Consider the following 14503-nt stretch of genomic DNA (forward strand, 5'->3'; position numbering starts at 1 on the left):
TAAACAGCAAGCGTGAGTCTTAGATTTTTTGCAAAACGGGAAGTTCGATTTGAGTAAGAAGTTAACAGAGCTTGCATTGATTTATCTAAAAATAATGCAAAAAAGGCCTTTTATAAGACCTTTTTGACTTAACGAGTCGTGTTTCTTGTAGAACTGTGTTTTTCTGGGAATACATTGCGATCCAGGTACTTGTGGTAGAACCATTCACCTGCGCCAATCACCAATGCAGAGATGATAGCGGCTTGCATAAGGTCCTCAGTGTCCGCAAATAAGGCTTCGCCCATCAGCCAAATCACCAAGAAGGACGTTACAATATCGGCTACTGTCGCAATGGCATTGCGCTTTGTGTGATCGGAGTGATGATCGTTTGCGCCATTATGGTTTGAACGGTCTCCGGTTTTCCGGAAAATCAGGAGATCGCCTAATACATAAGCCACTAATGTTAAAACCAAGCTAATTAATAGCGTATCGTTGAACTCCACATCGTAAATCCCTGTCAGGATAACTAAAAGGACAACGGCAATCATAACAAATTTGATAATAAGAGCTTTTACATGATTCAAGACGTGTTCCTCCTTTGTATAATTTTTGGGTACAAATTACATATACCCAAGACTTTTTTAACCTAATCATTTTTTTAAAAATATTCTTGTAAAGACCTCCTCTCTTTGAAAAACTCCCTATGTACCGATTCATTGATTAAGTGAATTCCGTTTAGTTTTTTAAAAAAGACTGTTTATGGAAAAGAAGGATTAAATTCAAGAAAAAAAGGGCATTTCTTTTAAAAAGAGGGGAGAGATAACCAACCATGCTGCCGGTATTTGGAGAGAATGAACATAAAGTTTTACATGCCCTGAAATTAAACGGATTCAATCAAACATACAGCGTTAAGAAAAAGATTAAGGAAACCAGTCTTTATTCGGTATATCTTCTCTCAGTGAAGAAAAAGACCCTAACGCGTGATGAAGTGTTACTGATCGAGCATCCTCCTGCTAAAGAATCATCCGCACACATCTTACCCATCAACATTAATGAATTAGGAACGACAACAGAAACCATACAAAAAATCGCTGAAGCTGTATACGCTCACTTTGCACGGAATCCGTACTGGTTCCGTTAATAGATGGAATACTTCGTTTTTCATTAGAATAGAAGTTTAGGAAAAGGATGGAAGAGGAATTAATTAAACTTACAGACAAAAAAGAAATAGGAGTGATAGGGTATGGTCAAAATTGCAGTGGAACACCCATTTACAGATGTACGCAGTGCATTTAAGAAAAAAGGATATCAGGCAGATATGATAAAGCAGGCAACGGATGCAATTGGTTATGATGCTGTGGTCGTTCAAAACCAGAATGTATTTGCTGGTTCTCAAATAGAGGGCTCCTTAGTTGAAACCAGAGGGCGCAGTGTCAATGAAATCGTCGAAGAAGTGGAAGAGCGCCTTCAACGCGTCGGAAAAATTCCTGGTACTGCAGATGCCGCTAAAAGCAGTTCAGGTGGCAGCTTTAAAAAGGGTGTTGTAACTGGGGCTTTGATTGGTGCAGCGGCAGCACTTATCTTTACTCCGAAAAGTGGGAAAGAAATGCAGCATGTGTTGAAAGAAAAAGTATCAAGTGGCACTTCAGACGAAAATAAAAACACCCAAATAAACCAGATTAAAGAAAAAGTAACGGATGTAGTAACACAAGCAAAAGAACAAACAACAAAGGTGACAGATCAAGTGAAAGAAAAAATTACTGCTACAAAAGAACAGAATGAAAAAGATGGATCCAAAGAACAGGAAAAATCAGAAAAGCAAGAGAACGAAAAGAATCAGCAGTCCTGAATCATTTTTAAATGACGCCGACTAACATAGAGTACACGTTTCCAAACATTTCAAAATGGCTAAAAGATAATAAAAAGAATATTCGCAAAGTCTTTTTGACATATTGCGGACGTTCTTTTTTTGTGGGACATATTTGACCATTACTTACTAATTTTTCTTTGGTTTTTTCTTTAGAAATACTTTATTAAAAAAAGAATATGCAAGTATAATCAAACTCTTATAACATGAAACCAAAAGAGGTGGTGATTGTTGATAATGACTCCAAGCGAAGTAAGTGCAAAATTAATATCCAACCATCTACATTGCGAAAGTATTCGGCTTTGCTTGAACAGGAAGGTATTCAATTCAAACGAACCCATAAAAATGCCAGACTTTATACAGATAGCAAGTGCATAGCGATTGATTCTATGGAGGCTGAACTTTAAAGACATCCAGAGTATATAGCACATTGGAACAAGCCACGGAGACAGAATCCCTTAGCCTTTTCTAAGAAAGATGGGCCGTTTTATTACACTCATTATCCTCTAAAAAAACCTGCAACAAAAACGTCCGCAGCACTTTTTCAGAGGCAGCGGACGTTTTTGTAATGAAAAAGCATTTAGTTATTTGCGTAAATGCGTTCATAAATGACTTCAGCTGCTTGATCAACAGAGACGTAGTACTCTCGCTGCTGCGTTTTGCTGCAGGTTATTTCCAGCACGAACGGATCCCGTAAGCATTTAACATGCAAGCCATCTTCCTCGCCGATAGCAAAGGAATGCGTGATAAAAGATGTGTTGAAGGTAAGGGAAATCTGTAACAGGTTTTTGATGGTTTCTAGCTGCATACTCATTCATTCTTCCGGTTTCTGACTTAGTCGTTTTAGTCTCCAAAACATACATTCGGGTTAGTTGATTTTACCCTCTATTAGAAATTCTAATCAAAAAAAACTCCTGAAAAATCAGGAGTCTGTGCTCATCTCACGAGAAGCAATATAATCTATGATGTACTCAGCTGTTTTTTCCAGCGAATCGTTTTGAATGACCTCTTGAGTAGCTAAATGGTCAATTTCAAACGTATATGTACCCGGCAGACAACGAACGGATAAACTTGTTCCGTCTTTTGCAGTAAAGACCTGGTTAATCTTCACCGTATTGTATTCATACATCGTCTTAAGATAAACCATGACGCTATTATATTTCATATGCGGAATTTCCTTTCCAATGTTGGAAAATGACTAAGAAAAGTCGGGAATAATCCATTAATTGTTATAAATTATAACACACAAGAGTGAAACCACCTAAATAGAGGACTCTTCACTCTTAAGGATTTCTTCAACCACTAAACAAAAACCCGGCTAAAGGCACGTATTTAGCGGGTTTGCAGCGTTTTCTGTTGGTCTATTTCTCCTATTCCGTTGCATGTCCTATTACAACGGCTTCAGGGAGTCAGCAAGAAAGTATAAGCAGCTACCTATAGCTTTAATAATGCCTCAAAAAAAAGAACGAATGCAACTCGTTAAGTAATTCCAAAACGCTTTTTTAACCCTACTTAATTTTGAATTCCTAGAGGAGTCGATCGGATTTTTGAAGCAGTTCACAGTAATTGTGTAATAGTTACAGATGGTTTCAAACCACAAGTGGTTTGAAATGCCATGCCTCACACGAAAACCACTTGTGGTTCTAAAAGCTATTCGATCATAATTCTGGATATAATTTAACTACCGGTAGTTGAATAAATATAAATTTCATTAGACTACCGGTAGTCGTTCTATTGAAAGTGAATGTAACATAAGTGCAGATAAGTTACATTCGGATACGTTGAAAGCATAGGAAGAGGTGAATTTATATGAAATATATTCTAAACGGCTTGATTACTGTTTTATTATCTATTCTCGGATTTTATGCGATTTTGGTTCTTTTAATTTTTACGGTGAGTGATAGTGATGAAGTAGTGCTCTATGCATTTGCAATTGTCTTAGGGGTGTTACTTATTGTTATCATCAATCAGTTAGTTAGATTGAATGACAAATTGGAAGCAATCAAAAGTGAACTTAACTAAATTGAATGTAACTTATTGGTAATTAAGTTGCATTCAAAAAGGTTAGAAGCTGGAGGAGGATCCGTTATCGATAAACAAGAGTTGTTATTTAAGCAATTAAAGGAAATAAAAGATTATTGGGTTGAGACTGCAAACGATGGCTTAAACGAAGACCAAGACATGATATGGTCGCAAGTAGAAGAAGAATACAAAGTACTTCGCACTAAAATAACAAGTCAAGCAGAACGAGAAGCTTATCAAAAAGTGGTCGATGAGGTTATTAAAGGGGTCATGCACTCTGTTCTGGTGATGATTGACGGTGGCGACGAGTTAGCGGAGAACGTGCTAATTGATCTAACAGAACGTGACACAAACGAATCACTTTCGGGACAAACAGCATTACATGAAGAATTTTTTGGTTATTTATTAGACACTGAAGATGAGTAACCAAGTTAATTCCATTGGATTTGAATGTAACTTATTGTAAAGTAAGTTACATTCAAAATGCCGATCCCATTGACTTCATGAGAAAATCAAGTGAAACCCAATTTGCTAGAAAAAATGATTCAATCAATAGACTATTCTATAGGATTTATAGATAGTTTATATATGAATATTTATCGAAAGAAGGCACTTCATTTGAAGTACCTTATCTTTTTTGTTCGCAGAAGTGTACTTTTACGAATGGTTCTTTGATTTTGAAAAATCTTCAGAAAGAACTTTTGCATTTGAAGTCGTCGCCATACAATCGTATAATTGTATGAAAAGGATGGGGACTATGCCAATAAACTCATTTGAAAATTATCCAATGTCGTGGAAACCGACAGTGAGCCGAAAAGAACGGCCTATTTATCAGGCATTGGCGAAGCAGCTGGAAGATGACATTAAAGAAGGTCGTTTGCTGCCTGGCACAAAACTGCCACCGCAACGCGAGTTAGCGGATTATTTAGAAGTGAACTTAAGCACAATATCGAAAGCATTTAAAGTAGCTGAGTTAAAAGGACTCATCAGTGCAACGGTCGGTAGCGGCACGTATGTTTCCTATGATGCTGTTTCCAATGCCTATTTGCTTGCGGAAGAAAAACCGAAACATTTGATTGAAATGGGCGCCATGTTAACGGACCGGGTATCCTATAGTCCATTATTCGAGTTGCTGCAAGAAATGTTGCAGGAGTCGGATTATGCCAGATGGTTTGACTACAGCCGGCCTGGCGATACGGTTTGGCAAAAAGATGCAGGCGTCAAACTGATGGAGTTTGCAAGTGTCAAAACGAAAAAGGAACATATTTTAATGGCAAATGGCGGACAAAACGCCATTACCGCAACCCTTGCGGGACTTTGCCAGCATGGCGATCGAATCGGAGTCGATCACCATACTTATCCGGGATTAAAGACAGCTGCCGCAATGCTGGGCATCCAGCTTGTTCCGATTCGGTCGGAAGGAGATGAAATGAGTCCGGAAGCTCTTTTATATGCATGCAAAAATGAAAACATCAAAGGGTTATACCTGATTCCGGATTACCAGAATCCATTGACATATACAATGAGTGTCGAGACCCGCAAAGCGATTGCAGAGATTGCGATACAGCATGATTTATTTATTATCGAAAATGGAATGTTTCATCTGCTTCAGGACGAAGTACTGCCGGCCCTAGCGTCATATGCTCCTGAGCAGACAATCTATGTTGTTAGTTTATCAAAATCACTGGCGCCGGGGCTCCGGCTTGCTTACGTGGCGGTTCCTTTAAAATTCCTGGATCCGGTCCGGAAAGCTCTCTATAACTTAAACATCTCCGTGTCTCCGCTGTTTGCAGAGTTGGCAGCACGGGCCATTGTGTCGAAGCAGTTCGAACAGGTGGTTGCTCTCCATAAAGAGGAAACGAAAGCCCGCAATCAATTAGTGGACCATTATCTAGGTAAGGGGAACTGTCTAGGCAAAGCTACCGGGATTTTTCGATGGTTACATTTGCCGGGTTCATATACAGGCGACCAATTTGAGAAGCTTGCTGCAGTCCAAGGGGTACAAGTTTATAGTGGCGGTCGTTTTGCAGTAGGAAATATTGCTCCGGCAAATACTGTACGTTTAGCCATTTGCACGCCCGAAACGAGAGCGGAATTGGAGAGGGCTCTCGTAATCTTAAAAAAATTACTGAATGTGTAAAAACACGATTTATTTATATACAATATTGTATGCCACACAATTATATTATTGTGTGGCTTTTTTGTGCGTGCTACGCTAATAGAAACTTAGTCGAAGGATAAAATACTCTTCATAGAAAAAGAAGGAATGGAGGACCACTTGTGAATCAGAGACAATTATTACTAACTTACGGTTCCGTATTTTTAGTCACTGCTATTTGGGGACTTAACATGGTCATCATTAAAGTATTGGTGGAAGATTTGCCGCCTCAAACCATGACGGCATTCCGGATTATGATGGCGGGGGTTACAGCACTGATCATCATAGTGCTCGGGAAATCATTTCGCCGTTTATCAAAGAGAGAATGGATCTATACATTGTTTGGGATGTTGTTTGGAGTCGTCCTCCATCATCTGCTTATAGCCGTCGGGTTAACCATGATCGATGCTTCGAACGCTTCCTTAATCCTTGCCTTAGTACCATTGACAACCGCCATACTTGCGGTCCTTTTTCTAGGAGAACAGTTAACGAAAATCCGAATCATCGGTTTTCTACTTGCACTGATCGGCGTCTTTTTTATTCAGGGCGGTTCATTCAGCGGGATGCAGCTCTCTCAAGGGGAATTGCTTTTGTTTATTGCCGTCTTGGTCCAAGCCATAAGTTTTATTTTCGTGAAAAAGGCGACAGCTACGATGGATTCCAAACAGATCACCACCATCATGTACCTCGTCGGCTCGATTGGTTTGTTGATTATTAGTTTGATCACCGAGCCTGAAGGACTCCCGCAGATGACATCAGCTTCTCCTTTTACTTATTTCTTATTTATCGTATCTGGAGTTGTGGCAACGGGAGTTGGATATATAGTTTTTAATGCAGCCATAGAGAAAATCGGGGCAGGGCAAACGGCCATATTCAATAATTTTGTTCCATTTTTTGGCCTTGTGTTTTCTGCTCTTTTTTTAAGTGAAACCATTACAATACCTCAATTAATCGGATTTGTATTTATTGTATCTGGTGTTCTATTTGGTACAGGCTATATTGAACGAGTATGGGTGAATAGACGAAGACGGATTCATCATACAGAAAAGAGTGTAGGGTAACTACGATTATTGAAAAAGTCCTTCCTTTAGAAAACTAACAAGTACTCCCTCAATATATTGCAACGAAAAACGCCATTCTATACGAATAGGCGTTTTTATGCATTTTCAACAAAAAGGGATAATCATTGAAACTTAGTAGAGCCGCATTTACATCAAAATTTTTAGCAATACGTAATTTCGCGAAAAGCTACTTTAGCCATACTGCAAAATTAATAAACAAACTCTCTACAAGGATAGAAATTAGGTTTTCAGACATTAGACGGTTTTAAATTTTCAGATAAGTAGTTGACAATTACAATTTAGGTAGCTACAATGAAAACACTTACACAACATATGAGCGATACCTGCTCATATGTGCAAAAGGAGTGATAAAGTGGAGTGGGAAGAGGAGAGGTTATTATTTAAGATTGCTCAGCTGTATTATGAACAAGATTTTACGCAAGCTGAGATTTCGAAAGAACTCGGAATTTACCGCACCACTGTGGGTAGAATGCTGAAGAAAGCCAAAAAAGAAGGGATTGTAAAAATAGAAGTAAAAAGTAAAGTTAACGAACAAATAGACATGGAAGAAAAAATAAGGAAGTACTTTGGCATGAAAGAAGTTGTTATTGTTCCTTCTAAAAAAACAGCTACTCACTTTGAAGTGGAACAATTGATTGGAAAAGCCTGTTCCTAATTGCTGAACCGAGTCGTTAAAGATAAAGATGTGATTGGGTTAGCTTGGGGAACCACTTTAGGAAACATGGTTTCTCGATTATCAGACATTACCCCCAAAAATGTAGAATGTGTTCCTCTTGTCGGGGGACCGGGAGAAATGAATGTGGAGTTTCACGTCAATGCCATTGTCTATAAGTTAACAGAAATTTTTGCCGGTAAATCCTATTTTATTGATGCTGTAGCTGTGTATAGATCGAGTGAAACAACACAAGAAATTCTAAATGCCAGCTTCATGAAGAAGATTTTAGAATTATGGCAGAACCTGACGATTGCTATCGTTGGAATAGGCTCCCAGACAAGTTCTTCGAACATGGTATGGAGTGGTATTTTGGGGGAGTCGGACCGCAACTTACTGGAAGAGCATAAAGTAGTCGGAGATATTTGTTCGCGTTTTTATACCTTATCTGGTGAATTGATCGAATCGGACCTTTCCGAGAGAACAGTATCCATCGAAATAGAGAAACTAAAAAACTTAAACTATTCTATCGGTGTAGCTTACTCAAAAGATAAAGTTGATTCGATTATAGGTGCAATGAAAGGCAAGTTTATCAATGTACTGGTAACGGATGAAAAAACTGCTTTAGAAATTGTTGAAGCCATGGACACTCCAGAAATAGAAAGTGGGAGACAGTGATGGGGATTTTATTAATTATGGCGGCTATCATGGCGGCTTGGGTATTGCAAACTTTGTTTGGGACATATCAATTAAAGGATTTCAATCGGAATTACTCAGTAATGCGTGCACGAGGACCGGTTTCAATTGGTCGCTCAAAAGGGATTGTACGCACAGGCGTTGTGCTTTTAATGTCTTTAGACAAAGATAAAAAAATAACCGATGCGCGAAAAATGCAAGGGCTTACCATTTTCGCTAAATTTAAAAGCTTGCCTTTGCTTGAAAATCAGAATCTGCTACACATCGATCCTGTAGTTTATAACAAAATGGATCGATTTACGCAAAAAGCATTTGATGAAGCAGTAGATATTTATAAGAAGGTTGCCAAAGGAGAAGAAATTCCTCCATCACGAAGCCCTATCGGAGGATTAATCGCAAGTGTAACTAAAAAATAGGAGGTTTTAAATATGGACTTTTTAGTAAGGTTAGCTGAAGGATTTATTGGCCTTTTTGAACAAGGCGGAGAAATATTCATGGGATTTGTTACCGGTATTATCCCACTACTTATTGTGTTGCTTGTTGCGATGAACGCTGCCATTCGCTTGATTGGGGAAGACCGGATCAATAACTTGGCGAAGGCTTCATCCAAAAATATATTCTTGCGTTATCTGGTGTTGCCTTTTGTAGGCACTTTCTTTTTACTTAATCCAATGACGTTGTCTCTGGGCCGCTTTTTACCAGAACGATACAAGCCGGGTTATTATGCTTCTGCAAGCTACTCAACTCATTCAATGAATGGACTCTTCCCGCACGTCAACCCAGCTGAACTATTTGTCTTCCTGGGAATTGCTGCAGGTATTACGCAACTAGGACTTTCAACTGGAGATCTTGCTATTCGGTATTTGTTGGTTGGATTGGTTACGAATATGCTTCGAGGATGGGTCACGGATCTATGTGTAACTTACGTTGAGAAACAGCAAGGTCTTAAACTTTCAAAAGAATTGGTTGATGGAAAGGAAGCGGCTTAAATGAGTGAATACAAATCGATTGTTGTAAAAGCGGGAAGTGGCGGATTTGGCGGGCCACTGCATGTGACTGTGAACGAAAAAAAGAATAAAATCGTCAATATCACTGGCGGAACCATGTCTTCAGTTGCTGAAAAAGTAGCAGAAGTTAGCGGTGGAGAACTAGTGGATGGCTTCAGAACTGGTGTGCCTGAAGAGGAAATCGCTTGTGTGATCATTGACTGCGGCGGAACATTAAGAGCAGGGCTTTATCCGAAAAAACGAATTCCAACAATCAATATAATGGCAACTGGCCAAAGTGGACCGATGGCAAAATTTATCACCGAAGATATTTATGTATCTGCAGTAAAACCAGACAACATTTCAGTGGCTGCTGGTAGTGACCAAGCTAGCACAGAGGAAACAAATGTAGAACGTGCAACCGAAGAGCTGGAGGAAACAGGGCCAGCGAGAAAATACGATACATCGAAAAAAATCACGCAACAATCACAAGGAAATATCATGTCAAAAGTCGGCCAGCTTATGGGCGGTGTGGTCAGCGTCTTTTATCAAGCGGGACGAGATGCCATTGATACGGTTCTAAAAACGATTTTGCCATTTATGGCTTTTGTAGCTATGTTGATTGGTGTCATCTTAGGTTCAGGAATCGGCGACCTTATCGCCAACTTCTTATCGCCTTTAGGCGGCAGCATCTGGGGCTTGATTGGCTTGGCTGCTATTGTATCATTTCCATTGTTATCCCCGTTCTTGGGACCTGGAGCAGTAATTGCACAGGTTATCGGCACATTGATTGGTGTAGAAATTGGGCGTGGAAATATTCCCCCTCAATATGCATTGCCGGCATTATTTGCGATAAACGCACAAGCAGCAGCAGATTTTGTTCCTGTAGGACTTGGGCTGGCCGAAGCTGAGCCTGAAACTGTAGAAGTTGGAGTACCTGCTGTACTTTATGGCAGATTTTTAACTGGTGCACCAACCGTATTTATTGCTTGGCTTGCTAGTTTTGGAATGTATGATTCTTAAAAAAAAATAAAAAGGCGGAGAAAAATATGGCACAAACAATTTATAAAACAGTGGTAACAAAACTTGGAGAATCTGTAAATGAATTTTTGGAACAAGGAATGCTCATCACATTTAAAGATAACGCTCCTGAAACTCTTGCTGAATATTGCATTCTTCATTCAGAAAACGATTTAATGGAAAACATTGAAGTGGGAGACACTCTTTTTATCGGCAATGATTCATATCGCATTATTGGTGTGGGAGAGGCAGTTAATAAAAACTTAAAAGCATTGGGACATATTACATTTGATTTTAATGGTTCGGAAGAAGTTGATCTTCCTGGAACTCTAGCGCTAGAAAATAAAGAAATTAGCCAAATTGAAGTAGGAGACGTTATAAAGATTGAACGGTAATTAGAGGCGTTAACTCAAAATGGAATGGCCTCTTAAAGAAAGAGGCGGAATGGAGTGTGGACGATGACGAAAGCAGGAATTCAATTAGATGGAAAAGTAATTATCATCACTGGCGGAAATTCAGGTATTGGAGAGCAAATTGCCAAACAACTGCAGAAGAACGGAGCTAGTATAGTTGTTGCTGATTTGCACGTAGAAACAGGGCTTCAAGAAAATGGAATCTTTACAGTCCAATGCAACGTAACGAATAAAGATAGCGTAGATAATTTAGTGAAGTCGACATTAGAAATGTACGGAAAAATTGACGGATTGGTCAATAATGCAGGAGTCAACCTTCCACGTCTTTTAGTTGATGTCAGAGGCGAAAAACCAGAATATGAATTAAGTGAAAAAGATTTTGATTTTATGGTAGCAGTGAATCAGAAGGGTCCGTTTCTATGTGCCCAAGCAGTTGCTAAACATATGGTGAAACAAAAAAGCGGCGTAATCGTCAATATGTCTTCAGAATCAGGAGCAGAAGGTTCGGCTGGACAAAGTTGCTACTCCGCAACAAAAGGCGCGTTAAATGGCTTTACGAGATCTTGGGCGAAAGAACTTGGGAAATATGGGGTCCGCGTTGTAGGTGTAGCACCTGGTATCATGGAAAAAACAGGATTGCGAACAGACGCTTACAATGAAAGCTTAGCTTATACCAGAAATGTGGCAGTCGAACAGCTAGACGGCAACTATGCAAGTACAATCCCACTAGGGCGACCAGGTAGTTTGGAGGAACTAGCAGATTTAGTAAATTACCTAGTTTCTAATTACTCAACCTATGTAACTGGTACAACCATCAATATTTCGGGAGGGAAATCTCGCTGATATTAGAGGAGGAATGAGTAGTGAAAATCTATATTGATTCTGCAAATGTAAAAAGCATTGAGCGACTAACTGAGTACTTTCCCATAGCAGGAGTTACAACAAATCCCACTATTCTAGTAAATGAGAAACGACCTTATTTACCCTTACTAAAAGAAATTCGAAAAATTATTAGTAACGATAAAGCTTTATTTGTACAAGCAATCGGTAGTCAAGCAGAAGATATTGTTAAAGAAGCGCTTTTTATTACTGAACAAATACCTGGCAAAACCATTATTAAAATTCCGGTAACAGATGAAGGGATCAAAGCCATTAAATTGCTTTCTAGAGAAAAGATTCCTACATTGGCTACTACCATATATACACCTTTTCAAGCAATTATAGCTGCTCTCGCTGGAGCAAGTTATGTGGCACCTTATGTAAATCGAATAGAGAATTTGGCTGGTAATGGGGTCACAGTTACGGCAGAAATTGATCATCTATTTCGAACAAATAAACTAAACTGCGAAATTATAGCTGCGAGCTTTAAAAACGTACACCAAGTTCAAGGCATCTTTCTCTCTGGAGCAGACTCCGCAACAGTTTCTCCCGATTTAATTGAAAAAATGATAGAATTCCCTTCGACTGCAACAGATGTCGCCGAATTTAAAAAGCAATGGCAAAATGCTTATGGAGAAAACTCCAATACTATAATAAATAGTTAACTCTTTTATAACAAGGTTAGGACAATTGTACGCAAATTGTCCTGCCTTTTTTAGTCTTTCACAATGATTATAGCGAGGTTGATCTATACCTCAATAATTTTTTATTTTTCTCTTTTAATCTTTTAAGTAATGAGATAAAGAGGAGTCGGTAAATACTAGGATGAAACCAATTATCCATATTTTTTTGAATGTCAGCCTAGAACAGGATGACAGAACCGCTGTTATGAGCAGTAATAATGCGAGGATTAAAAAACTGCAATTTATCATGATAATTATTGCTGCGATAAGGAAATGAGGCAGGACTACACCAAAAACCATTCCAATCAGGATAAAAAAACCATTCTCTTATTAATAAACGATGAAATGATTTTATCGGAAAAATTATGATTAGCGCTATAATTTCAGCTATCATAGTTTGAAATGTTGTTATACTTTTAGAAGGCTACTGAAACCTTTACTGATAGCATAGTACATAAAAGGGAAGGAATAATCTGCTGTTTATTTGCATATGGTAATTTATAAAGAGAATAGTGATTAAACATTAGGTTTCTCTCCATTTTTTCATAATGAATTATATATGAATTGAAGTAATCTGACTCTAATAGAAAATCTAATAACTTACTTACTTTTTTAAGTATGAAGCTATTCAATTCTACTATTAATATTCTTTTAAGCATTTTTTATTTTCAGACAAATAATTGACAATTATCAATACACCCTATAAAATGAGAACACTTACACGACATATGTGCATATTCTGCTTATATGTGCAAAGGAGTGATAACTTGACTTGGGAAGAAGAACGGTTACTATATAAAATTGCCAAACTTTATTATGAGGAAGATTATACACAAGCGCAGATTTCAAAAGAATTAGGTATCTATCGCACTACTATAGGAAGAATGTTGAAGAAAGCCAAGAACGAAGGCATTGTAAAAATAGAAGTAAAGAGTAAGGTGAATGAACAGATTGAAATCGAAGAAAAAATAAGAAGCTACTTCGGTATGAAGGAAATTGTCATTGTTCCTTCTAAAAATGCCCTTACACGGGTTGATATAGAAGGGTTGATTGGAAAGGCTTGCTCTGAACTTCTTAATCGTGTGGTACATGATAAAGATGTAATCGGTCTAGCATGGGGCACTACTTTAGGAAATATGGTTTCTCGTTTAACGGACATCACTCCTAAAAATGTTGAATGTGTTCCACTTGTAGGGGGACCAGGGGAAATGAACGTTGAATACCATGTCAACGCTATTGTTTACAAATTAGCGGAAATATTTAATGGTAAATCTTATTTTATTGATGCGGCAGCAGTTTACAGATCAAAAGAAACAACACGAGAAATTTTGGAAGCGAGTTTCATGAAAAAGATTATAGAGCTATGGGAAAATCTGACGGTAGCGATTGTCGGAATTGGTTCACAAACAAGTTCTTCTAACATGGTGTGGAGTGGAATCTTGGGTGAGCCGGATCAGAATTTACTGGAAAGCCATCATGTAATCGGTGATATTTGTTCACGTTTTTATACCTTAGATGGCGAACTCATCGAATCTCAGCTTTCTGAACGTACAATTTCTATTCAATTAGAAAAATTGAAGGAATTGAATTATAGCATTGGAGTCGCTTATTCGAGAGATAAAGCAGAATCAATCATTGGAGCAATGCGTGGAAAATTTATCAATGTTTTGATTACCGATGAAGAAACTGCTGCTGAAATTATTAAAAGCATGAATAATTAGTGGGAAAAGGACAAATGGCTTTCAAGCGCTGTTTGTCCTTTTTCATAGTCACTAATGCGTATCCGTATTTACTGCTTCAATCGATTTTCTTCCATATGGGTCAACATCTGCTCATTGTCTTTATAAGACAGATTTGCATAGAGAGAAGTGGTTTCGATGTTACTATCCCCAACTGATTATGAAGGAGGACAATACTTCCGCCATTTCAGATATACTTAACGGCATAGAAAGGCATGTCTTTCAGCTGTTTTTAATCCATTGGAGGACATGCAATTCTTCGGCGGCAAAGCCATATTGTATGGGCCTTCTTTTAATAATTGATTTCTATATGTTCGTAAAATACCT

The 14503-nt window shown here is 38.4% G+C and carries 18 protein-coding genes; 15 read left to right on the forward strand and 3 right to left on the reverse strand.

Going from position 1 to position 14503, the window contains the following annotated elements:
- Positions 1-128: 128 nt before the first annotated feature.
- Positions 129-563 (reverse strand): YndM family protein, encoded by a 435-nt coding sequence (locus tag FQV26_RS07640; RefSeq protein ID WP_146556899.1) that lies wholly within the window; start codon positions 561-563, stop codon positions 129-131.
- Positions 564-808: 245 nt separating this feature from the next.
- Here FQV26_RS07640 and FQV26_RS07645 point away from each other — a divergent pair, with 245 nt between their 5' ends.
- Both FQV26_RS07645 and FQV26_RS07650 read left to right on the forward strand, forming a co-directional pair.
- A complete protein-coding gene (locus FQV26_RS07645) occupies positions 809-1120 on the forward strand; it encodes a hypothetical protein (RefSeq protein ID WP_146556900.1) in 312 nt (103 codons plus the stop codon).
- Between the two features lie 102 nt (positions 1121-1222).
- Positions 1223-1828, forward strand: coding sequence for a YkuS family protein (locus FQV26_RS07650; protein ID WP_146556901.1), 606 nt, complete (start codon positions 1223-1225; stop codon positions 1826-1828).
- A gap of 598 nt (positions 1829-2426) precedes the next feature.
- On the opposite strand, the gene FQV26_RS07655 is transcribed toward FQV26_RS07650, so the two are convergent.
- Positions 2427-2660, reverse strand: coding sequence for a hypothetical protein (locus FQV26_RS07655; protein WP_146556902.1), 234 nt, complete (start codon positions 2658-2660; stop codon positions 2427-2429).
- A 108-nt stretch (positions 2661-2768) separates the two neighbouring features.
- Complete coding sequence (locus FQV26_RS07660; protein ID WP_146556903.1) at positions 2769-3011, reverse strand: hypothetical protein; 243 nt, start codon at positions 3009-3011, stop codon at positions 2769-2771.
- 644 nt (positions 3012-3655) lie between these two features.
- Between FQV26_RS07660 and FQV26_RS07665 the strand changes: the two genes are divergently transcribed.
- The 13 genes from FQV26_RS07665 (at position 3656) to FQV26_RS07720 (ending at position 14158) form a co-directional block, all read left to right on the forward strand.
- Positions 3656-3868, forward strand: coding sequence for a hypothetical protein (locus tag FQV26_RS07665; protein WP_146556904.1), 213 nt, complete (start codon positions 3656-3658; stop codon positions 3866-3868).
- A gap of 15 nt (positions 3869-3883) precedes the next feature.
- A complete protein-coding gene (locus FQV26_RS07670) occupies positions 3884-4294 on the forward strand; it encodes a histidine kinase (protein ID WP_261384274.1) in 411 nt (136 codons plus the stop codon).
- 331 nt (positions 4295-4625) lie between these two features.
- Positions 4626-6008 (forward strand): aminotransferase-like domain-containing protein, encoded by a 1383-nt coding sequence (locus FQV26_RS07675; RefSeq protein ID WP_146556905.1) that lies wholly within the window; start codon positions 4626-4628, stop codon positions 6006-6008.
- A 140-nt stretch (positions 6009-6148) separates the two neighbouring features.
- Positions 6149-7087, forward strand: coding sequence for a DMT family transporter (locus tag FQV26_RS07680; protein WP_146556906.1), 939 nt, complete (start codon positions 6149-6151; stop codon positions 7085-7087).
- A gap of 373 nt (positions 7088-7460) precedes the next feature.
- On the forward strand, positions 7461-7763 hold the full coding sequence (locus FQV26_RS18980; RefSeq protein WP_261384275.1) for a helix-turn-helix domain-containing protein: 303 nt from the start codon (positions 7461-7463) through the stop codon (positions 7761-7763).
- Positions 7764-8438, forward strand: a complete 675-nt coding sequence (locus tag FQV26_RS07685; RefSeq protein WP_261384276.1) for a sugar-binding transcriptional regulator — start codon at positions 7764-7766, stop codon at positions 8436-8438.
- The gene (locus FQV26_RS07690; protein WP_146556907.1) at positions 8438-8872 is read left to right on the forward strand and encodes a transcriptional regulator GutM; all 435 of its coding nucleotides are present in this window, start codon (positions 8438-8440) and stop codon (positions 8870-8872) included. Before FQV26_RS07685 ends, FQV26_RS07690 begins: the two co-directional genes overlap by 1 nt.
- 12 nt (positions 8873-8884) lie before the next feature.
- A complete protein-coding gene (srlA, locus tag FQV26_RS07695; protein ID WP_146556908.1) occupies positions 8885-9445 on the forward strand; it encodes a PTS glucitol/sorbitol transporter subunit IIC in 561 nt (186 codons plus the stop codon).
- Entirely contained in the window at positions 9446-10465 is a 1020-nt protein-coding gene (gene srlE / locus FQV26_RS07700) for a PTS glucitol/sorbitol transporter subunit IIB (RefSeq protein ID WP_146556909.1), read from the forward strand.
- Positions 10466-10491: 26 nt separating this feature from the next.
- On the forward strand, positions 10492-10857 hold the full coding sequence (locus tag FQV26_RS07705; protein ID WP_146556910.1) for a PTS glucitol/sorbitol transporter subunit IIA: 366 nt from the start codon (positions 10492-10494) through the stop codon (positions 10855-10857).
- Between the two features lie 63 nt (positions 10858-10920).
- Complete coding sequence (locus FQV26_RS07710) at positions 10921-11718, forward strand: SDR family oxidoreductase (protein WP_146556911.1); 798 nt, start codon at positions 10921-10923, stop codon at positions 11716-11718.
- Between the two features lie 20 nt (positions 11719-11738).
- The gene (locus FQV26_RS07715) at positions 11739-12419 is read left to right on the forward strand and encodes a transaldolase family protein (RefSeq protein WP_146556912.1); all 681 of its coding nucleotides are present in this window, start codon (positions 11739-11741) and stop codon (positions 12417-12419) included.
- A gap of 785 nt (positions 12420-13204) precedes the next feature.
- Entirely contained in the window at positions 13205-14158 is a 954-nt protein-coding gene (locus FQV26_RS07720) for a sugar-binding transcriptional regulator (RefSeq protein ID WP_261384277.1), read from the forward strand.
- Positions 14159-14503: the final 345 nt, after the last annotated feature.

Origin of the sequence: Planococcus sp. CPCC 101016 (genome assembly GCF_007859295.1) — a bacterium.
Taxonomy (GTDB): Bacteria; Bacillota; Bacilli; order Bacillales_A; family Planococcaceae; genus Planococcus.